20 protein-coding genes, 3 pseudogenes and 1 riboswitch are annotated in these 20,974 nt (G+C 53.5%); of the genes and pseudogenes, 16 read left to right on the plus strand and 7 right to left on the minus strand.

Annotated elements, in window-relative coordinates:
• Positions 1-27: 27 nt before the first annotated feature.
• From B4967_RS19475 to B4967_RS10795, 10 genes and pseudogenes are all read left to right on the plus strand, one after another.
• Positions 28-291: an outer membrane beta-barrel protein gene (locus tag B4967_RS19475; RefSeq protein ID WP_243470520.1), complete on the plus strand. Its 264-nt coding sequence runs from the start codon at positions 28-30 to the stop codon at positions 289-291.
• 60 nt (positions 292-351) lie between these two features.
• Positions 352-537 carry an outer membrane beta-barrel protein gene (locus tag B4967_RS20370; protein WP_279384697.1) on the plus strand — a complete coding sequence of 62 codons (186 nt, stop codon included), beginning with the start codon at positions 352-354 and terminating at the stop codon, positions 535-537.
• Between the two features lie 167 nt (positions 538-704).
• Positions 705-983: a hypothetical protein gene (locus tag B4967_RS10760; RefSeq protein ID WP_083025170.1), complete on the plus strand. Its 279-nt coding sequence runs from the start codon at positions 705-707 to the stop codon at positions 981-983.
• Positions 937-1,257 (plus strand): outer membrane beta-barrel protein, encoded by a 321-nt coding sequence (locus B4967_RS10765; RefSeq protein ID WP_083025172.1) that lies wholly within the window; start codon positions 937-939, stop codon positions 1,255-1,257. Before B4967_RS10760 ends, B4967_RS10765 begins: the two co-directional genes overlap by 47 nt.
• A gap of 225 nt (positions 1,258-1,482) precedes the next feature.
• A complete protein-coding gene (locus B4967_RS10770) occupies positions 1,483-2,535 on the plus strand; it encodes a type 2 periplasmic-binding domain-containing protein (RefSeq protein ID WP_083025173.1) in 1,053 nt (350 codons plus the stop codon).
• 87 nt (positions 2,536-2,622) lie between these two features.
• Positions 2,623-3,138, plus strand: coding sequence for a TRAP transporter small permease subunit (locus B4967_RS10775; protein WP_083025175.1), 516 nt, complete (start codon positions 2,623-2,625; stop codon positions 3,136-3,138).
• Positions 3,135-4,463 carry a TRAP transporter large permease gene (locus B4967_RS10780; protein ID WP_083025177.1) on the plus strand — a complete coding sequence of 443 codons (1,329 nt, stop codon included), beginning with the start codon at positions 3,135-3,137 and terminating at the stop codon, positions 4,461-4,463. Before B4967_RS10775 ends, B4967_RS10780 begins: the two co-directional genes overlap by 4 nt.
• A gap of 175 nt (positions 4,464-4,638) precedes the next feature.
• Positions 4,639-5,700, plus strand: coding sequence for an HlyD family secretion protein (locus B4967_RS10785; RefSeq protein ID WP_083025203.1), 1,062 nt, complete (start codon positions 4,639-4,641; stop codon positions 5,698-5,700).
• Positions 5,690-6,752, plus strand: a pseudogene (locus B4967_RS10790) (DUF2955 domain-containing protein). Before B4967_RS10785 ends, B4967_RS10790 begins: the two are co-directional and overlap by 11 nt.
• Positions 6,753-6,856: 104 nt before the next feature.
• Entirely contained in the window at positions 6,857-7,045 is a 189-nt protein-coding gene (locus B4967_RS10795) for a CsbD family protein (protein ID WP_083025179.1), read from the plus strand.
• Positions 7,046-7,137: 92 nt separating this feature from the next.
• Here the strand turns inward: B4967_RS10795 and B4967_RS10800 are convergent, their stop codons facing one another.
• Genes B4967_RS10800 through B4967_RS10815 form a run of 5 tightly spaced genes read right to left on the minus strand, consistent with a single transcriptional unit; the run spans position 7,138 to position 13,546 of the window.
• A complete protein-coding gene (locus B4967_RS10800; protein WP_083025181.1) occupies positions 7,138-8,262 on the minus strand; it encodes an ABC transporter permease in 1,125 nt (374 codons plus the stop codon).
• A gap of 1 nt (position 8,263) precedes the next feature.
• The gene (gene rbbA / locus B4967_RS10805; RefSeq protein WP_479694228.1) at positions 8,264-10,705 is read right to left on the minus strand and encodes a ribosome-associated ATPase/putative transporter RbbA; all 2,442 of its coding nucleotides are present in this window, start codon (positions 10,703-10,705) and stop codon (positions 8,264-8,266) included.
• A complete protein-coding gene (locus B4967_RS21535; RefSeq protein ID WP_479694229.1) occupies positions 10,597-11,034 on the minus strand; it encodes an ATP-binding cassette domain-containing protein in 438 nt (145 codons plus the stop codon). The genes rbbA and B4967_RS21535 overlap by 109 nt, the downstream gene beginning before the upstream one ends.
• Positions 11,031-12,098, minus strand: coding sequence for an HlyD family secretion protein (locus B4967_RS10810; RefSeq protein ID WP_083025182.1), 1,068 nt, complete (start codon positions 12,096-12,098; stop codon positions 11,031-11,033). Before B4967_RS10810 ends, B4967_RS21535 begins: the two co-directional genes overlap by 4 nt.
• A gap of 14 nt (positions 12,099-12,112) precedes the next feature.
• Positions 12,113-13,546: an efflux transporter outer membrane subunit gene (locus B4967_RS10815; RefSeq protein ID WP_243470521.1), complete on the minus strand. Its 1,434-nt coding sequence runs from the start codon at positions 13,544-13,546 to the stop codon at positions 12,113-12,115.
• A 265-nt stretch (positions 13,547-13,811) separates the two neighbouring features.
• Between B4967_RS10815 and B4967_RS10820 the strand changes: the two genes are divergently transcribed.
• Positions 13,812-14,891, plus strand: a complete 1,080-nt coding sequence (locus tag B4967_RS10820) for an NAD(P)-dependent alcohol dehydrogenase (RefSeq protein ID WP_083025184.1) — start codon at positions 13,812-13,814, stop codon at positions 14,889-14,891.
• A 30-nt stretch (positions 14,892-14,921) separates the two neighbouring features.
• Here the strand turns inward: B4967_RS10820 and thiC are convergent.
• Positions 14,922-16,837: pseudogene (gene thiC, locus B4967_RS10825) on the minus strand (phosphomethylpyrimidine synthase ThiC).
• Between the two features lie 23 nt (positions 16,838-16,860).
• On the minus strand, positions 16,861-17,529 hold the full coding sequence (gene tenA, locus B4967_RS10830) for a thiaminase II (protein WP_083025185.1): 669 nt from the start codon (positions 17,527-17,529) through the stop codon (positions 16,861-16,863).
• 79 nt (positions 17,530-17,608) lie between these two features.
• Positions 17,609-17,763: riboswitch (TPP riboswitch) on the minus strand.
• Positions 17,764-18,173: 410 nt separating this feature from the next.
• Here tenA and B4967_RS10835 point away from each other — a divergent pair.
• The 5 genes and pseudogenes from B4967_RS10835 to B4967_RS21540 form a co-directional block, all read left to right on the plus strand.
• Positions 18,174-18,407 carry a hypothetical protein gene (locus tag B4967_RS10835; RefSeq protein WP_083025186.1) on the plus strand — a complete coding sequence of 78 codons (234 nt, stop codon included), beginning with the start codon at positions 18,174-18,176 and terminating at the stop codon, positions 18,405-18,407.
• 4 nt (positions 18,408-18,411) lie between these two features.
• Positions 18,412-19,146, plus strand: a complete 735-nt coding sequence (locus B4967_RS10840) for a hypothetical protein (RefSeq protein WP_083025188.1) — start codon at positions 18,412-18,414, stop codon at positions 19,144-19,146.
• Positions 19,147-19,258: 112 nt separating this feature from the next.
• Positions 19,259-20,116 (plus strand): tetratricopeptide repeat protein, encoded by an 858-nt coding sequence (locus tag B4967_RS10845; RefSeq protein ID WP_139794471.1) that lies wholly within the window; start codon positions 19,259-19,261, stop codon positions 20,114-20,116.
• Positions 20,117-20,197: 81 nt separating this feature from the next.
• Entirely contained in the window at positions 20,198-20,596 is a 399-nt protein-coding gene (locus B4967_RS10850; protein WP_083025192.1) for a hypothetical protein, read from the plus strand.
• A 260-nt stretch (positions 20,597-20,856) separates the two neighbouring features.
• Positions 20,857-20,974, plus strand: a pseudogene (locus tag B4967_RS21540) (hypothetical protein); the annotation flags it as partial.

Consider the following 20,974-nt stretch of genomic DNA (forward strand, 5'->3'; position numbering starts at 1 on the left):
CGCTGTTCTTTAACTGAGGTTTAACTTATGAAGATGACCGTATTATCACTCACCTCCGCAGCGCTTCTGGTTGGTGCAGGTACTTTCGCGGCATCAGCTCAAGCCCAGCAATCATTTCAGTACCCACAAGGATATGTGGGCGGTGACGCCATGTTCTGGAGCCTAAACCCTGACCGTGGTTCTTCACGTGATGCCGTTGGGCTGCGTTTGCGCGGTGGCGCTCAATTTAACGACTACTTTGCTGTTGAAGGCCATCTGGGAACCGGCGGTTCTGTGGGGAAGCCGAACTAGATTACATAGCAGGTGCTTATGCAAAAGGGATTGTTCCTGTGGCGCCTAATATACGCCTTTATGGTTTGGCGGGTTTCACTGAGGTTTAATATCAACAGTGATCGTGGAAGCGGTTTTTCCTACGGTGCGGGTGCAGAAATGGATATCGCACCTAATGTGTCAGTAGGTGCCGATTATATGCGCTACCTAGATAAATCAGCTTATGATTTTGATGTAGCCAGCATAGGTCTGAGTTATCGGTTTTAAAAATTAGTCGCGATAAGTCAATAGTTTATCAAGGGAATACAACCCCGCTGTACTAAGTGAATAGCTTATGCAGCGGGGTTTTTTAATTGTATTTTATATTAAATCTAGTTAGTCTTGTGGCCTTTATTAAAGGCGCCTTAGTGGTGCTATAACGTTAAGGAAACAAGATGAAAGTATCAGCTAAAGCGCTAGCGGTGGCCTCTGCATTGTTAATGAGCGGCGCTGTACACGCACAGTCGTTCGGCGTTGGTTACGACGCAGGCTACCCACAGAGCTATGTGGGGGCAGATGCCATGGCATGGGCATTAGACCTGGATGGTGCGGATGAAAGTTTTGACGCTGTTGGCCTGCGCCTTGTGGCAGGCATGAAATTGGACGAGTACCTAGCCGTTGAGTTTCATGGTGCAACGGGAGGTTCTGACAAGCCACTATGGATCAGACATTGAACTGGACTACTTAGTCGGTGGTTATTTAAAAGGAATTGTGCCGTTAGGCAGCAGCGCTCGCTTGTTCGGCTTACTAGGTTATTCTGAAGTGAAACTCACAGAAACAACCGCCTTCGCTAACTACAGCGGCCGCGATGACGATATCTCCTTTGGTGCCGGGGCTGAGTTTGACGTTTCTGACTCCCTCGCCATCAGCGCCGATGCCACCCGTTACCTAAGCCAAGCAGAGTACGACCTGGATGCCTATAGCGTCGGCCTGCGCTATCGCTTCTAAAGAGACGCACTTACGTTGACGTGCTAAATAAAGCACCCTGCTGCTGAGCAAAGGCTCAGGCAGCGGGGTTTTTTACGTTGAGTTTGCCTATTTCTGAGGCTCAGCATAATTCTTCTGAGTCTGGGCCAAATGCTGCATACACGAAGATGGTACCTTCAAAAAAACGATAAACATAAGTAATGGCCAGCGAACAACTTATAACGCTCCATTTATGAGGAAACCATCATGCATAACGTAAATAAAATCGCTTTAGCCGTTGGTCTGAGCATTGGTGTATCAGCATCTGCCGCTGCGGCGGATATGAATTGGCGTATGGCAACGCCTTGGAGTGGTGGCCCGTGGCTTGAGCGCGACGCACAGATGTTTGCAGACCGCGTTAACGAGTTGACGAATGGGAAAATCGCCATCGAAGTCTACCCAGGTGGCACACTGGGTAGCGCGCTGCGTGTTACCAATACTGTTAAATCAGGCGTTGCTCAAGTAAGTCATAACTACATTAACTATGATTACGGCACAGACCCCACGACCGCTTTGCTGGCAGGCCACTCCAGTGGTCTAACACCGGAAGAGTTCATGTTGTGGATGTATGAAGGCGGTGGTGCGGACCTTTACGAAGAATATCGTCGTGAAGTGTTTGATGTTGTAGCATTTCCGTGTGCCATACTTGGCACCGAAATTTTCCTTCACTCTAATAAGCCTGTCAAAACGCTTGAAGACTTCCAGGGCTTGCGGCTGCGTACTTCCGGTGCATGGGCAGAGATTGCTTCTCGCCTAGGGGCATCGACCGTGGTCATGGCGGGTAGTGATATCTATAGCGCCCTTGAGCGTGGCGTTATTGATGCTGCTGAGTGGGGCAGCCCCGAAATGAACCGCCCAACAGGGTTTCAGGAAGTGGCGCAATATGTGATTACGCCTGGCGTTCACCAGTCTGGCGGTTTCCTCGAGTGCCAGGTCAATAGTGACACTTGGGATGAGCTGAGCGAAGAAGACCAGAGCATGCTGCGTCTTGCGGGTAAACTATCGGTTTTCGATACTTGGCTTGCTAGCTCATTCGCTGATCTTGATGCCTATCAAGAGTTGGTTAACGGCCCGAATGAGATTGTAGAGCTAGATCAGTCCTTCATCGATGCCATTTATGAAGAGACAACCAAATGGGAAGATGAGTATGCCGCAGAAAATGAGTGGTTTGCTCGGGTTCTAGAATCTCAGCGTTCCTTTAAAAATGACATGAACAGCTGGTCAGAATATCGCCTGCCCATTGGTGTAATGGCTCGCTAACCGTTGCTGTGTAAATGATCAGAGGGGCCTTACGGGCCTCTCTTTTGTTTGTTGTCTTATGTCTCTCTTATCCGCTGAGATTCCCTCATGAAACTAATCCGATCCATAGAGGCGCTGACCCGCTTTGCTGGTTGGTTGGGCGCACTTCTTGTCCTTCCCTTAATAGGTGCATTAATCATTGAAGTGTTGAGCCGCTATGTAGCTGGTAGGCCAACATTATGGGCCTTTGAAGTTAGCTACATGGTCATGGGTGCAATGTTTATGCTGGGAATGGCCAATGCCCTGCGTGTTGGCCAGCACGTCAGTGTGGATATTATGACTCTGCAACTGAGTCAGCGTGCCAATGCTGCCATTCGAACGATTGGTTACGTACTTTTCCTGCCCGTATTGGTATGGCTGGTATGGGAGCTATCTAAATACGCGCTGTCTGCTTTTGAAACCAATGAGCGCTCAGGACGTTCAGCTTGGAATCCGGTGGTCTGGCCGATTTTTACGGTATGGTTCGTGGGGTTTGCGCTGTTGGCACTCCAAGTATTCGCAGAACTTCTTAAATCAATATGTTTGCTAACAGGTAAACATCAAGCAGAGGAGTCGGCCGAATGAGTAGCTATCTTGCGTTGCTTATGTTTCCTGCACTGATGACGTTGATCATTGCTGGTTTTCCTATCGCTTTCTCAATGATTTTGGTGGCAACCGGCTTTGGCATTATCCAGTTTGGTGATGTGGCTGCTTACCAGCTATTGACTAAAATCGAAGATACAGCATCTAACTCGATTCTCGCTGCGGTACCGTTGTTTATCTTTATGGGCGCAATGCTTGAACGTTCAGGTATCGCCGAGCGTTTATTTGAAGCAATTCATATGTGGACGCGTCGCCTACCCGGTGGACTAGGTATCGGTGCCATTATATTGGGGACACTGTTTGCTGCTTCTAGTGGTGTTGTGGGTGCAACAGAAGCAGTTATTGGCATGTTGGCTATTCCTGTCATGCTTAAGCATCAGTACAGTAAAAGCCTAATGTCAGGCACGATCTGTGCCAGTGGCTCCTTGGGTACTGCGATACCACCGTCTATTACGGTGGTGGTGCTTGGCCCTGTAGCAGGGGTATCGGTTGGCTCACTGTTCAGTCGTTTGCTAATACCAGGCTTCTTAATGGCAGTGATGTTTTTGATCTATATCATTGGCATAGCTTACCTCAAGCCAGAGATGGCACCACGTATTCAAGAGCAAGAGCCAGATATTGCGTTAGGTGAGAAACTGCGTATTACATTAGTGGCATTAGTGCCGACCATGCTGCTGATTTTTACCGTACTGGGCACTATTCTTTTGGGCATGGCAACACCAACAGAGGCTGCAGCCTGTGGTGCATTGGGAGCCATTATTTTGGCTGCTGCTTACCGGAATTTAAATGTTGCCGTGCTTTGGACGTCAGCGGTGAAGACCGTCAATATCTCTGCGATGATTCTGCTTATCGTTATGGGCGGCAGTATGTTTGCAGGCGTCTTCTTTGCTTCAGGAGGAATGGCTACGGTTCAGGCGCTGCTCATGGATACAGGTTTGAGCCCGTGGATGATTCTAGGATTGATTCTGCTGATTGCATTTATTGCAGGGTTCGTACTGGATTTGATCTCGGTAGTGCTCATTATTATCCCCGTGGCGATGCCGATTGTAAGAATGCTAGGTTTTGATGAAATCTGGTTTTGCGTCGCCTTCCTGGTGGTGTTGCAAACCAGTTATCTCACGCCACCCTTAGCCCCGGCAATTTTTTACCTAAGAGCTATCACTCCTCCAGAAGTAACCCTCAAGCATATGTATAAAGGCGTTGTGCCTTTCATCCTTGCTCAATTAGTGGTGTTAGCACTGGTTCTTGCCTTCCCAGAGATTGCCTTGTGGTTGCCTGACGTTATGGGTGGCCCATCCTGGCGCTAGCTTGAAAGAGTTGCAAAATAAGTACATGGCCGCGGCCGCTCGTAACAGAGCGGCTTTTTTTATCGTCAAACAAGAGATCATTGTTAGCTTGCTAATAATTTTGTTAGACTAAAGTATTCCATCTAACGCTTCCCAAGGGCCATGACCGTTTGGGAACAGTGAACGAGTAATGCTAATTACCCCTGATCAACGATTTACCCGCTGGGTGAAGATAGCCCTAGCGGCGTTTTTGCTGCTGTTTGTCTATTTCTTGCTCGCCGATAGCTTTATGCCGATGACCCCAGAGGCGAGGGCGATGCGCCCCGTTACGCGTATTGCTCCGGAGCTAAGTGCGCCGGTTAGTGAGGTTGTGGTACGCGACCACCAGCGGGTTGAAGCTGGTGATGTACTGTTTCGCCTAAATCCCGAGCCATTTCAGTTAGCGCTTAACCAAGCGCAGTTAAACCGCGAACAAGCTGAGCAGGAGAATGCTCGCTTAACCGCTGAGTTAGCGGCCGCCAGGGCCTCGCTGGCATCTGCCCAGGCAACCTATGAAGAGCGCAGCGGTGAACGCCGCCGTGCCGAGGCGCTATTAGGCCGCCAGGGAATTTCCCGCCAGCAGTACGAGCAGCAGGTGGCCGCCGAACACACGGCCCGGGCGGCCGTGGCCGCGGCCCGCGCACAGATCGATAGCCTGGAAGTACAGTTGGGCGAAGAGGGCGAAGCCAATCTACGGCTGCGACAAGCTAACAATGCTCTCGAAAAAGCCGAGCTGGACGTGGCCCGCACGGACGTAAGGGCGCGCGAAGCGGGCGAGGTGACTAACCTGCAGCTTCAGCCAGGGGACTACGTTCAGGCAGGCCAGCCAGCGGTGGCGCTTGTGGCTAGTGAGGTGGATGTGGTGGCTGATTTTCGTGAAAAAAGCCTGCGCCACATCGCCCCAGGCGATGAAGCGAAGGTAGTCTTCGATGCGCTACCGGGGCGTATTTTTGCAGGCCATGTAAGGGCGTTTGATGCTGGCGTACGGGAAGGCCAGCAGGCAGCCGATGGGCAGTTGGTGGACATCCCCACCTCTGACCGCTGGGTGCGGGATGCCCAGCGGGTGCGCATTCACGTCGTGCTGGATGAACCGCTGGAGGAGCTGCCAACCAGCGGTGCGCGGGCCACGGTGCAACTGGTGCCTGGGGGGCACGCGCTAGCCAAGCCATTTGCTTGGCTGCAGGCTAATCTCATCAGCTGGCTACACTATGTTTACTAGATCAGCATCTACTAAGCCCGCGCCCACCAAGGCTGCACTGAGCCAGAATGGGCTTCGTCAGTGCCTGCGGGTCGCGGGTGCTGGCACGCTGGGCTTTATGATCAGCCAACTAATGGGCTGGAACTACGGCGTATTTTTTACCGTGTTCCCGATGTTTCTGCTCGGGCTGGTGCCGGTTTTAAATGGCTCAATTATTCGCCAGTTTCTCTCTAACGTGAGCCTCAACGTACTGGAAGTGAGTCTGGTGATTGGGCTGTTAAAGCATATGCCCGTGGTGATGACGCTAGTAGTGTTGGGCCTGTTCCTGATGCGCTTTAATTTAATGGCCAAAGGCCCACTGTTTCTGTTCGGCGCGAACGGCGTACTGACGCTCAGTATTTTACTGCACTTTGCCAGCTACCCAGGGGTAGATTTAAGCGATCTACTGGCCAGTAATCTAATGGCAAGCTTACTGGCGGTGTTTATCGCCATGCTGATGCATACGCTGTTTCCCGATGTAGAGCCACGTCAGCCGCCCCCCAGAGGCACCAAACCGGCGGCACAAATTCGCCATGAAACACTGATCGGCGGCATGACTGCTACGCTATCGTTCGTAGTGTTTCAGGTGTTCGACCTGCGCGATTCGCTCTCGGCGCAAATGGCCACCATCCTGATTCTGTTTACGCTGGGCTATTTCGGTGCTCAAATTTCAGCCGCTAAGCGTGCGGTGGGCACGCTGCTGGGCTGCAACTTAGCGCTGGTGATGCAACTGGGCCCTCTACACCCAAAGCCACCACTTTCTACTGGTGATACTGCTCTACTGGTTAGGGCTGATGCTGTTCGCCCGCGAGCATGTGTTGGAAGGGGGCGGCTCGGGCATTGGTTTTGGCGGGCTAACCACCATGGGAATTCTGTTTGGCCAATCCCTCGGGCCGCAGCAAGATCTTGTCTATAGCGCCTTGTACCGTTTTTCTTCTATGAGCGTTGCACTGATTGGCACGCGCTCGGTGATGGTTTGCTTACATTATTTACTCAACCGCTGGGAGCCGACGCGTCTGCCTGAAAGAAGTTGAGGCAACTTTTTAACAAAGGACTACTCTGAAAGTGAGCCGACGTTGAAGTAAGTGTTTACTCGGCGTGCGGCATTTTCCCTACTAACGGATTAGAGGTGTTCGTCATGGCAAGTGGCAAAGAAGATAAAGCGAAAGGTGCGGCTAACAAAGCCGCAGGTAAAGTGAAAGAAGCAGCAGGCAAGGCCACCGGCAGCAACAAAACCGAAGGCAAAGGTAAAGCCCAGCAAGCAAAAGGCGAACTGCAGAAGGCAAAGGTAGCGCCAAGGAGAGCCAGACAAAACAGCGCTAAATGACGCAGTACTCATATTAGTTGCAGTTTGCAGTACTTATATTAACAGGGGGCTTCGGCCCCCTGTTGGCGTTATAGGGTCTTAATAATATTGCCTCAAGCCACATGGTTAATGGCTTTGCGGAAACGTGCCAGGGAAATGCTGAATAGTACGCTGCCAATCAACAGCAGCACCAAGAACTGTTTCCAGACGACACCTAGGGCAGCGCTGCGGAAGAGAATGGCCTGGCTTAACTCGACAAAGTGAGTGGTCGGGGCCAGTAGCATAATGTTCTGAACCAGGTCTGGCATGCTCTCGCGTGGGGTATTGCTACCTGAAAGCATTTGTAGCGGGAGTAGGAACAAGACCATCAGCATGCCGAATTGGGGCATATTGCGCGCCAGGGTGGCCAGGAAAATACCCATTGAAGTGGGGGCAAACAGATGCAGCGCTGCACCTGTTAGAAAGAGGATGATCGAACCTTCAACGGGCCCCTGCAGTAGCCCACGCACAATAAAGGTGAGGGAGAGGGCCACCGCCAGTAAGACCACGGCCCCCATTGACCATACCTTGGCGAGCATGATCTCGGTTGGTGAGATGGGCATGACCAATAGGTGCTCGATGGTACCGTGTTCACGTTCGCGTATTAGCGCTGCGCCGGTAAGAATAATCGAGAGCAGCGTGACGTTATCGACAATCGCCATCAGCGAGCCAAACCAGTAATGTTCCAGCCCAGGATTGAAGCGGGCTCGCAGCACCAGGTCAACCGCAGGTGAAGCGCTTTCACGGTAGCGCTGAACAAACGTGTTGACCTCACTCATCACGATCTGCTGCACATAGCTGTTACCCGAAAAGGCTTGGCTCATGCGCGTGGCATCAATATTAAGCTGTAGGGCGGGTGTATGCCCAGCAAGTACATCGCGCTGGAAATCGAAAGGAATGACTAGCACGAAGGTGTAGTCTCCAGCATCGAGCCCAGCATCCATCTCCGAAAATGAGATCATTTCTGGGTATAGGAATTGTGGTGGGTAAAACGCAGAGATGATCCGTGCAGAGAGAGGCGAGCCGTCTTCATCGACGATAGCAATAGGCGCTTTGTTCAACGTCTCGGGCAACGCCGTGGCTGAGGCGTAAACGGCGACACTGAACACATAAACAATAAGCACCAGCATTGCCGGGTCGCGCAATAAGCTCCAGAACTCCTTGATACCGAGGCGAAAAATAAGCGTAAGCCGGTGCATGCTAACGCTCCTGCTTCTTAAGTAAGGCGATTGCCAGACCTGTTATCACTGGCACCGACAGCAGCATCGGCAAGAGTGAACCGATAAGATCCCGTAGGGTGAGTGCTTTGCTGAATACGCCGCGGCTGATAGCGAACATATAGGTTGCCGGATAAATATTACCGATAAAGCGCCCGAGTCCGTCCAGTGACGAAACAGGGTCGGTCAGCCCCGAAAACTGGGTGGCGGGGATTAAGGTGCCAATCATGGCAAAGAACATGGCAGCGATTTGACTGCGGGTGATGGTGGATGCCAGCAGGCCCATGCCGGTAGAGATGATAGAGAATACCAGCGCCGAAAGGGCCAGCGCCCAAAAGCTGCCCGTCATCGGTACGCCGAAGAGGGTGACTGCCAGTCCGGTCATCAGCAAAAAGTTGACCATTGCCAAGCCGATGTAAAAAATTTGCTTGCCCACCAGGAATTCGGTACGGGTCACCGGCGTGACATAAAGGTTGATGATCGACCCCATTTCCTTCTCGCGCACCACTGAGAGCGCGGTCAGCATGGCTGGCAGCATTAACAACAGCATGGGAATAACGGCGGGCACCATGGCCGAAAGGCTCTGTATATCGGGGTTGTAACGGTAGCGGTTTTCGATGCTGGCCGCTGGCGGTCCGTTGGTGTTTTCGTTACGGCCTTGCAGCCACTGCTGGTGAATACCCAGTACATAGCCCTGTACGGTTTCAGCGCGCTGGGGCATAGCACCATCAATCCACGCCCCGATGGCTGCATCGTGGCTACGTATGACGTCTCTGCCAAACCCTTCGGGGATTTCGATTGCCAGGGCCAGCTCTCCACTGCGCATGCGTCGATCCAACTCGGCATAGTCATAAAGAGGGGCATGCTCAGTAAAATAATGGGGCGATGCCGACAGGTTCAGCGCGTAATGGTGGCTGATAGTAGTCTGGTCGCGGTCAAGGATCGCATAGCTAAGATTCTCCACATCCATGCTCACGCCGAAGCTGATTACGCACATCAGAATCAGCGAACCAGCTAAGGCCAGGGACGCGCGTACAGGATCACGGCGAAGCTCCAGCGTTTCGCGCCACATATAGCTGAGCATCCTCTGGAAGCTAAAATGCCGGTGGCGTGGTGCTGTAAAGCGCGCCTTATCATCGGAAGGGGAAGAGGTGACCAAGGCATCGCTAGTGTGTGGTGGCTTGTCACTTTCTTGGGCACCAAGCAGATAGCCGATAAAAGCCTCTTCCAGCGATGCGGCTCCTCGCTTCTTGATGAGCGCTGCTGGCGTATCGCTGTCAAGCACTTGTCCCGCGTGCATCATCGATATGCGGTCGCAGCGCTCAGCTTCGTTCATGAAATGGGTAGAGATAAAAATCGTCACCCGGTCTCGTCGCGACAGCTCAATCAAAAGATGCCAGAAATGGTCACGGGCTATCGGGTCGACGCCTGAGGTGGGTTCGTCGAGTATCAGTAGCTCGGGTCTGTGTACCATCGCCACTGCTAACGATAATCGCTGGCGCACCCCCAGAGGCAAGCTTTCGGGCAGCTCATTGAGAACATTATCGAGCATGAAGCGCTTGACCATCTCATCGACCCGAGTGGGGATCTCATGTTTACCACTCTGAAACAAGCGGGCATGCAGAACCAGATTCTGGTGCACGGTCAGCTCGTTATACAGCGAGAACGTTTGGGACATATAACCCACCCGGCGGCGGGTATCCATATCGCGGGGATCTACCTCCTGGCCCAGCAGCCAGGCCTGCCCTTCGCTTGCGGGCAGCAGGCCGGTGAGGATCTTCATGGTTGTTGACTTGCCGCAGCCATTGGAGCCGAGAAAGCCAAAGATTTCACCACGGCGAATGCGAAAACTGACGTGATCAACGGCGATAAAGTCGCCGAAACGCATGGTCAAGCCCTTAGCTTCGATGGCGATGTCTGTATCGGCAACGGCAGGTAAAGGAGGGATGTGAATGGGGTGGTAGCCGCGCTTTTTCTCTTCTGGCAGCAGCTTGATAAAGGCCGCATCGAGTGAATCGCACTCAGTGCGTGCTAACAGTGCGGGTGCATCACCGGTAGCCAGTATGCGACCCGCATCCATGGCTACCAGCCAATCGAATCGCTGGGCTTCATCCATATAAGCAGTGGCCACGATGATGCTCATTTGCGGACGCTCAGCGCGAAGGCGGGCGATTAGCTCCCAAAACTGAACACGGGCCAGCGGATCGACACCAGTGGTGGGCTCGTCAAGAAGCAACAGGTCGGGGTCATGGATCAATGCGCAGCACAACCCAAGCTTCTGCTTCATGCCACCGGAGAGCTTGCTTACATGGCGGTTTAGAAACGGCAGCAACCCCGTTCTGCGGGTAAGATCATCAATACGGCGGCGGCGTTCGCTGGCTCCGTGGCCAAACAGCCGGGCGAAGAATTGCAGATTCTCCTCCACCGACAGCGTAGGGTAAAGATTCTGCCTAGCCCCTGGGGCATGTAGGCGATACGGGCTCCTATGCGCTTGCGATGCCGCTTATCGCGCATGTCGCCCCCTAACGAAGTGACCGAGCCCTCCTGCACAGCGCGTGCCCCAGCCAGTAGCGCCAGCAGGCTGGATTTACCGACACCGTCAGGGCCGATCAGCCCCACCATGCAGCCACCGGGTATCTCCAGGTCAATGCCATCCAGCACTCTCTTCTTGCGGTAGTGCAGGCGCACGCCCACCAGTTGCGCGACGCTTTTGGGAGATTCAGCCGCCGCGTTGGTGGAAGGGAGCGGGGTCATGGTAAGGCCTGGCCCGCCAGCGCGGCCGGCCACTCAGCGTCGGCATCCAGCTTGACCCAAGCGACGCCTGGTAGGCCGGTTTTAACCTGGTCTTGATGCTCACGTAGTAGCTCCGGGTCGATCTGTGCCTTAACCCGAAACATGAGTTTCTGGCGCTCGGAAGCTGTCTCCACGGTTCTGGGCGTAAATTGCGCAGTGCTGGAAACGAAGGAGATACGTGCGGGAATCGGGAAGTTGGGCATGGTATCGAGCACGATGCGAGCTTCACTACCCAGCGCTACTCGACCGACAATCTCCGTGGGTAAGAAGAAGGCCATGTGAACATCATTCAGGTCGACCAGATTGAGTACCCGGCCTCCTGCAGCAAGCACCTCGCCGGGCTGGGCGACGCGAAATTGCACACGACCATCCCGAGGTGACACCAGCTGGCTATCATTGATATCGGCGTCGATACGGGCGATGGTGGCCAAAGCCGCTGTCACACTAGAGCGAGTACCGATTAACTGCGCGCGTGCCGCTTCCACTGCGGCCCTGGCAGCCGCTACTTGGGCCCTGGCCGCGCTAACGGCGGCTTGAGAACCATTGACACGGGCACGGTCATCATCAAGCTCTTGGGTTGAGGCGGCACCATCACGGGCAAGCGCCTCAGTGCGTGCCAGGTGGCGCTGGGCTGAATCGAGTTCGCTCTCGCGCTGTACCACGGTCGCTTCAGCGGCCGCCTGATCGCTTTCGCGCATGACGACCTGAGCCTCGGCACTGAGCACGAGATGGGTGGCCTGTTGATGTTGGGCAATAGCCTCGTCCCGTTGTGCCTCTAGCGCTTTCGTATCCATTAGCGCCAGCGTTTGGCCAACGATGACCATGTCGCCTTCGTCGACCAATACGTTGTGAATGCGCCCGGCAAGCTTGGTCGCGATATCAATTTCGACGGCCTCAAGACGGCCATTTCCACTGGCAAAGCCTTCACCGAAACCCTCGTCATCCAGGTCGACCCAGTAGTAATAAAGCCCAGCGGCGACGGCAAGAATAGCCAGGGCAATCAACAGTTTTTTAATGGCGTGCATGACGTATGGGCGCCCTATAGAGAGTGAACAAGAGAACGGTGGGTACGAGCGCTTTCGATAGCCGCCTGATGCTCTCCGCCACCCAGCGCGGCATACAGCGCGATGCGGGCTGAAATCATTTTACGACGTATCTGTACCTGTTGCTGCTCGGCATCCAGCAGGTCACGCTGGGCGTCGAGCACCTCTAAATAGGGTACTGCCCCGTGGTCATAACGTAGCTGCGCGAGGCGTGCGCGCTCGCGTTGTGCAGCGAGCAAATCGCTAGCCGTTTGTGCCTCTTCCACTAGCCACCGCTCTGCTGCCAAGGCGTCCGCAACATCGCGGAATGCCTCCTGAACAGTCTGTTCATAATCCACCACCGCCTGCTCACGACGCACTTCGGCTAAATTGAGACTGGCGCGAAGTCGGCCAGCAGTGAAGATCGGTAACGAGATCGTAGGGGCGAATTGCCAGGTACGGCTATCGTGACTGAATAGGTTGTCGAGATCTCTACTGGCAGTGCCTAGCGAGCTGGTGAGGGCAATGCGCGGAAAAAACGCTGCCCGTGCCGCGCTGATATTGGCATTAGCCGCACGCAGCGCATGTTCTGCCGCACGAATATCAGGGCGATTAACCAGTAACTCGGAAGGCAGGCCGGGAGGCAGGGCAAACAATTCATCGCTATCTGCCAACGGGGGTAGCTGCCACGCTGTTTCGGCGGGGGAGCCCAGCAGTAACGCCAGGGCATTGGCCTGTTGGGCGCGGGCATTCTCGAGCTGAGCACCGAGCGCCCTTGCTTGATGCAGCAACACCTCGACTTGACGCAGTTCAAGCTGCGCTGCGGCGCCCACCTCGACTCGACGGTTAAAAATCAGTAAGGACTGTTCGCGGCTTGCGATGGTCTGGTGGGCGAGCTGTAGGCGGTTATCAAGCTCCAGCAACAGGTAGTAACTATTGGCCACTTGAGCGATAAGGCTCAGTTCGACAGCGCGGCGCGCCTCGTCGGTGGCCAAGTACTCTTCTAATGCAGCCTCGTTCAGGCTACGTACCCGGCCCCAGAAATCCAGCTCCCAGTGGTTGAAACCAACGCCCACCTCATATCGGTTGCTAACTTGAGGAGCGCTGGGGGCATTCAGGTCGCTAGGCACACGAGAGCGCTCGCTACTGGCTTCGGCACCGATGGTTGGCAGCAACTCTGATTGCTGAATGCCATAGAGGGCGCGAGCCTGCTCAACCCTCAGCAGTGCGCTGCGCAAATGGCGGTTGGTGGTCAGTGCTTGTTCAATCAGGCGCTGTAGCTGCAAATCGGTAAAGTAGTCGCGCCAGGGGAGGTTGGGAGCTGCAGATATTTCAGAGAGTGCCGTTGAGCCAACTTGGTAGGTGGAGGGCAGTTCAACCGCTGGAGTGGAGTCGGGCGGTGGTAGCGAGATGCACCCGGCCAGAGGCAGCATCAGTACCGTGCTGAGCAAAAAGTCAGGTCGTACTCTCGGAATACAAAACACGGTTGAAACCATGAGTATCGCCGCCACGCTCAGGGAGAAGCACTACGGTTAAATTGAAAGCACTATTTTAGTATCTAATTATTGATAATTGATCGCATTGACATAGATCAATAAACAACCGATCAGGCGACTATTTTTATCTTGCACAACCTTGATGGAGCGCAAGATAGCGGAACGCCTGCTATGACGTAATGGTGATGTGTCATGACTCCCCTCACTGAGGAAGTGTTCCATGCCTACCATGATGAAAGCGGCCATTTTCGTTGAGCCCGGCCGCATCGAAATTGACGAAAAACCCATTCCCGAGATCGGCCCCAACGACGCGCTGATGCGTGTGACCACCACCACGATCTGCGGCACCGATATACATATCCTGAAAGGTGAGTACCCGGTGGAGCGCGGCTTAACCATCGGCCATGAACCCGTGGGTATTATTGAAAAACTGGGTGCCAACGTTAAGGGCTACCAAGAAGGCCAGCGGGTCATTGCTGGCGCCATCTGCCCCAGTTTTACCTCCTACGCCTGCCAGGATGATTGCTGCTCGCAGGATGGCGGCCACCACGGCCACGGGTATAAACCGATGGGCGGCTGGCGCTTTGGTAACACCATCGACGGCGCCCAAGCCGAGTACCTGCTGGTGCCGGATGCCCAGGCCAACCTCTCGCCAGTGCCGGATGGCCTAACCGACGAACAAGTGCTGATGTGCCCGGATATTATGTCCACCGGCTTTGCCGGTGCCGAAGCCGCTGGTATCAAAATTGGCGACACGGTGGCGGTATTCGCCCAAGGGCCGATTGGCCTATGCGCCACGGCGGGTGCGCGGTTGCGTGGGGCCGGGATGATCATTGCGGTAGACGGTGTTGATGAGCGTTTACAGATGGCCAAGCAGATGGGCGCGGATGTAACGCTGGATTTCCGCAAGGTGGATGTGGTCGAGGAAATTCTCAAAATCACCGGCGGGCGCGGCGTCGATTCCGCGATTGAAGCGCTTGGACTGCAACAGACTTTTGAGTCCGCTCTGCGGGTGCTAAAACCCGGTGGAACGCTCTCCAGCCTGGGTGTTTACTCCCAAGACCTAACGATTCCGCTGGGTGCTTTCTGTGCGGGCCTGGGTGACCACAAGATCGTTACCTCACTTTGCCCTGGCGGCAAAGAGCGTATGCGCAGGCTGATGAGCATCATTGCCGCCGGACGGTTGGATCTTGGCCCCATGGTGACCCACCGTTACGCGCTGGATAATATCGTCGAAGCCTACGACCTGTTCTCCCACCAGCGCGACGGCGTATTAAAAGTGGCCCTCAAGGTTTCCTGAGGGCCACAGGCAGCGTGCGATGCCGCTTTTTTATACCTCCTGGTAAAGCTCGCTGCCTTCCCGGCGGAACTTCTCCGCCTGCTCCTGCATGCCGCGCTTCACTGCTTCGGCGTCGCTTTCGCTGGCGTTTTCCGGGGCGCGGTCGCGGTAGGTATCGCGCACTTCCTGACTGATCTTCATCGAGCAGAACTTCGGCCCGCACATGGAGCAGAAGTGCGCCACCTTGGCGGAGTCCTTCGGTAGGGTTTCATCGTGGTATTCCCGCGCGGTGTCGGGGTCTAGGCCCAGGTTGAACTGGTCCTCCCAGCGGAACTCGAAGCGCGCCTTGGAGAGCGCATTATCACGGCGCTGCGCGGCCGGATGGCCCTTGGCTAAATCCGCTGCGTGGGCGGCAATCTTGTAGGTAATGATGCCGGTTTTTACGTCGTCCTTATTGGGCAGGCCCAGGTGCTCTTTCGGCGTCACGTAGCAGAGCATGGCGCAGCCAAACCAACCAATCATCGCCGCCCCAATGCCAGAGGTAATATGGTCGTAGCCGGGGGCGATATCCGTCACCAGCGGCCCAAGGGTATAGAAGGGCGCTTCGTCGCAGTACTCCAGCTGCTTGTCCATGTTCTCCTTCACCAGGTGCATGGGCACATGGCCGGGGCCTTCGATCATCACCTGTACATCGTGCTTCCAGGCAATGTGGGTCAGCTCGCCTAGGGTTTTCAGCTCCGCCATTTGCGCTTCATCATTGGCATCGGCAATCGAGCCGGGGCGCAGGCCGTCGCCCAGCGAGAACGCCACATCGTACTGCTTGCAGATCTCGCAGATCTCCTCGAAGTGGGTATACAGGAAGCTCTCTTGATGGTGATACAAACACCACTTTGCCATGATGGAGCCGCCACGGCTAACAATGCCGGTGACGCGGTTGGCGGTGAGCGGCACATAGCGCAGCAGCACCCCCGCGTGAATGGTGAAGTAATCCACCCCCTGTTCCGCCTGCTCGATCAGCGTATCGCGGAAGATCTCCCAGGTGAGGTTTTCGGCAATGCCGTTGACCTTCTCCAGCGCCTGATAGATGGGCACCGTACCAATCGGCACCGGCGAGTTGCGGATGATCCACTCGCGGGTTTCATGGATGTTCTGGCCGGTGGAGAGGTCCATGATGGTATCCGCGCCCCAGCGGATGCCCCAGGTCATCTTGTCCACTTCCTCTTCAATGGAAGAGGTGACCGCCGAGTTGCCCAGGTTGCCGTTGATCTTCACCAGGAAGTTGCGGCCAATGATCATCGGCTCGCTTTCCGGATGGTTGATGTTATTGGGAATAATCGCCCGCCCACGGGCCACCTCATCGCGCACGAACTCCGGGGTAATTTCCTTGGGCAGGCTAGCGCCAAAGCTCTGGCCCGCATGCTGATGGCCCAGAATGCGCTCCACCTCTGCCGTACCCAACGCCTGGCGGCGTTGGTTTTCCCGCAGGGCGATAAACTCCATTTCCGGCGTGATGATGCCCTGGCGGGCGTAGTGCAGCTGGGTCACGTTCTTGCCCGCTTGTGCCCGGCGCGGGGGCGGGTTAAATCAAAGCGCAGCTGGGCCAGCGTCGGGTCGTTGGCGCGGCGCTGGCCGTATTGGCTGGTGGGGCCATCTAAAAACTCGGTGTCGTTGCGCTCTTCAATCCAGGCCCGGCGAAGCTCCGGCAGGCCTTGGCGCAAATCGATATTGGCGTTGGGATCGGTGTAGGGGCCGGAGGTGTCGTACACCAGCAGCGGCGGGTTCTTTTCATCCACGCCACTGGTTTTGGTGGGCGGGAGAGGGATTTCCCGAAACGGCACGCGAATATCTGGCCGCGAGCCTTCCACGTACACCTTGCGCGAGCCGGGCAGCGGCGCCACGGCGGCGGCATCCACCTGGGCGGTTTCGGCTAAAAAGTGGGCAGTTTTACTTTTAACAGTCTTGGTCATAACGGTTTCCTTGTTGTTGGTCATTATTCAGAAAGGTCTAAACCCATCTGCCAAAAATCGATTTCCAGGCGGGTGGCATCGCGGAAGATTTTGCTTAGCTCAGCAAAACGGGCGGGGGTGACATCGGCTAAGCGGGCATCCAGCCACGCAAGTTCCGCCTGCATGGCGGCTTGGAATTCCTCGCCTTCGTACATGGCAATCCAAGCATCGAAAGGGTTTTGCGCGTCGCGCAGGGTAGAAGGCTGCGCGTTCAGCCAGTTGGCGATTTCGCCGTAGCCCACCAAGCAGGGGGCCAGCGCCACGTGCAAATCCAGCAGATCGCCTCGGTTGCCGGTATCCAACACATAGCGGGTGTAGGCCAGCGTGGCGCGGGCTTCGGGGAGTTCGGCAAGCGCTTGCTCACTGATGCCCCACTCCTCGCAAAAGCCCACGTGCAAGCCCAGCTCCACATCCACAATGGCTTTCAGGCCTTCATGGGCTTGGCGCAGATCCGCCAGGGTGGGGCTTTTGTAGGCGGCCAGCGCGTAGGCGCGGGCGAAGTGGATCAAGAACAGGTAATCCTGCTTCAGGTAGTGGCGAAACGACGCCTCAGGCAGCGTGGCGTTGCCCAGCTGGCGCACGAAATCGTGCTCGATATAAGCGCACCAATCGTCTTGGCAAGCGGTGGTGAGATCGGTAAAGCGGTAGCCCATGATGCCTCCGGTGGTAATGATCCGGAGGGCAGGCGAGAAAGATCGAGGGAATGGCACGGAAGGGTGGCGTAAAGGTGCGCCGCGGCCATCGCTTGATCCCTACGCCGGTACCCGCGCCGCCATTCAAAAAGCAGTGCATTAGCCGGATCAGGTTCAGCGGGACCAGCGCTCGGTAGCCAAAAGCTCACCCTGCGCCATCTCAGCCGGATATCACCGGCACCCCGTCAAGCTGTTCGTGGATGGAGTGTAGGAGGCGGGTGGGGGAGATGCAAGGGGGCTTATTTTATTGGGCGCACAGAAGTGGGCTGCCGTGAAATCAATAAACAACAAGAAAAGACGATGGCATTGAGTGCTTGCCCCCTATGGTTGCCTTGACGCGTTCCATCAGTTTCATAGGTGGATGCCCCAATTATGCTGTTCATAAAGACAGTATTATTGAGGCAAGCAAAACGCGCAAGCCCGCGAATTTTGGATATAAAGCCAAAATTCGCTTTGCTTTCAATAGAGTCAATGGTGTAGAGTCAATTTGATGGCTGTGAACCAGCAGTCAATGTGACGTCGCGTTCATTGAGGTTTTATTGCAGGGTGTATAATCACTGTTAGGCTGCCGAGTTACGCTGTGTAACCGAAGAAGGAAAAATGAAATGAGCGGCATTGAGATATACATTCGGCATCGGAGTGAGGGAGCCTTACTCAATATCTACTTGGACAAAAAAACCAAGGTGGCACTTGTTGCTGCACTTGAGAACGGGAAATTTGATGACCCCAATGTGCCAATCAACCTAGAGTTATCAATTCTTCCTCAGTGGCTTAGTGAGGAGAATTCAACACACGTGAGAGTTCCGATCTCCGAAATAAATATCAGTACGGATGAATAGGGCAATGATAAAAAACATCGCTGACCTCAGTTCGGATGAGGAAAAATACAAAGATAAAGTCTGGTTTGAGATAGAAAGCCTCATCAACTGTTATATCGAACTTACACCGGAACAGCGTGTAGCGCTAAAAGACAAAGTTCTCAGTGAAGCGGAAGACCAAATAGCGCTCGCACGGAGAATTGGGATAACGCCGTTTGAACTCGAACAAGAACGCGTTAGGAAAGCAAACGAAAAGATACGTGAAATTCGTAAAATTGAATTAAATGGCTACACCCTTGGTATTGAAGAGTTTTGGGAAAAGTTCGAAAGCATATTGAGTTCAGTCTCCTTCTTTCCTTCTCCCGTTACGATAACATTGGCTGGAACTACAGCGCGTGAGGCAATATATCGCGCGTCATCTCCAGAGCCCCGAGAATCCTATGAGGCATGCAACCAACTCTTAGGGATATGCGACCCCAAAGCAGTGCAAGGCTTCTCAAAAGCAATTAGAGAAAATTACGAGATCTTACGAAAATCTAAGATTTTGAGGTATACAGAAGTTCGCGCCGTGAACAGTCGTCTCGTTTGCGACAAATGTGTAGAGCAAGGTGATAAACACCTTTCAACAGATGCTCTTTTAAATGCGTATGAACTCGGAGTTTTGCCGTTTCCACACGAGCTACCTTCCGAAGGTGAATTTCGCTGGTGCTCAGGGCCAAAGCTTTTGCTCGCTCCGAACGATGATTTTGGGTTGAGATAAAAGCATAAAAATTCATGCCAATCAACCAGCAGGCAGGCCTTGTAAAAATTTATGCCATCACGCAATCAATAGCTTTTGCGGTAGGACTTAATCAGAAGAGGTTTCAAAAATTGTGATTCGTTATCCTATATTCATACTTGTTCTTTGTCTTTACGCACCTGTTTTTGGACAAGAATTGACACTATTGCAATCATTCTCCGCGGCTGAAAAAGCTCTGGAGGAAAAGGATTACTCTACCGCTTTTAGATTGTTCAAACCTCTTGCTGAACAGGGAAATTCTGAGGCTCAAGCTAATCTTGCGTTGATGTATGAACACGGACGAGGGGTTAAGAAAGATCTTGTAGAAGCATTTAAATGGCATAGCTTAGCTGCCAATCAGGGATTAGCATGGGCTCAAACTAACCTTGGGATTGCCTATGCTAATGGTCGCGGCGTCGAACAAAACGATCAGGAAGCAGTTAAATGGTTCCGCAGTGCTGCTCTTAAAGGCAAAATAAGGGCTCAAGAACTCCTTGCGTCTATGTATGATCGTGGGCGCGGAGCGCCACAAAACCAAATGAGTGCCGCTCAATGGATTAATCCTTCCAATTTAATGTATATTGCTGAACTGGCAAAAGACTATGGGGACATGGTTCATTTTGAAACACGTGATGCCGAAGAAATCGTTCGCAACTTCGATATCAAATGTAACAGCAGAATGGATGACCGCTACCTACCTTTGTTCAATATAATTCTTGCTAGGCTTCCTAGTCAAAACGGAAATGAAATAAAAACTAATACCTTCGTTTTGGAAAGGGATGGCGAAGTTAGGATTGTCGATTCACATGAATTATCCAATGGCAGATCTTTCGAAACCGTTGTTTTTCAAATAAACAAATGGGGCGAGCTTATCCCAATGGGTGGCATTACAAGCTCCGCCGTATTAAATGCTTGTTTCAGTTCCTTCGGCCCAATATGGCTTATTGAATAGCTTCAAGTATTGAATAATTTTTTAAAATGAATATTCCTAACGTCATCTTCTAGAGGATTTTTTCAAAACGCGGAGTTTCAAGTGAAACAGAAAAATAAAAAAATCCCTCGTGAGTTTTTCAGTTATGCCGAAACTCTAGCCACTATGAACGACGAGAAATTCGCCAATGAATTTGTGGAATCTGAGGACATGGTCGAACATTATATTTGGTCGGTAAGAAATAATGAGAAAGATTTGCCGAGCAAGGAGCAGCTCGCTCGTGCGGCTTTATGCTTAATGTTCTCGCTGCCAGAACATGTCAAGCCACATCAGTCGTGGAATGTTATTCATTTGCTGGCCGCTCCAGAAGTGGGTGTGTCTCTATACTCCATCGAGCCTCAGATTAGTGAAATTCTTTTCTTAGCCAAGAATAACTTGGGAAAGCTAATGAATAAAGGTAGGAGTCCGAAATCTAAGCATGCTTCTGATGACCTTTTCTAGGATTGATTCAAAGCCTAACAAGGCCAGGCACAGCGACGGCTTTTCCGTTGCGGCTTCGCCTTCACTACTAAACCGCGCGTGCTGGCGGCGTTATGCAGTGGCGTCCGTCTTAACGTACGTACCCAAAAGCGTACATTTCAAGGAAAGTTAAGCACGCAAGAGGTGCGCCATAACCGGAATCACAGCCACTGAGGCGCGCAGCAACCTAAATCGGTTGATCGACGAGACCGTCTGCCGAGTCCCACCAACCCATCGTCATTATGGATAAGCGCAACAAAGCCGTTCTGGTTTCCGAAGAAAGTTGGTCCGCCATTCAGGAAACACTTTACCTGCTCTCCGTGCCAGGTATGAGGGTAATCCCCCCATTTTCAGAGGGTT

This window comes from Vreelandella lionensis (genome assembly GCF_002087295.1).
GTDB classification, from domain to species: Bacteria; Pseudomonadota; Gammaproteobacteria; order Pseudomonadales; family Halomonadaceae; genus Vreelandella; species Vreelandella lionensis.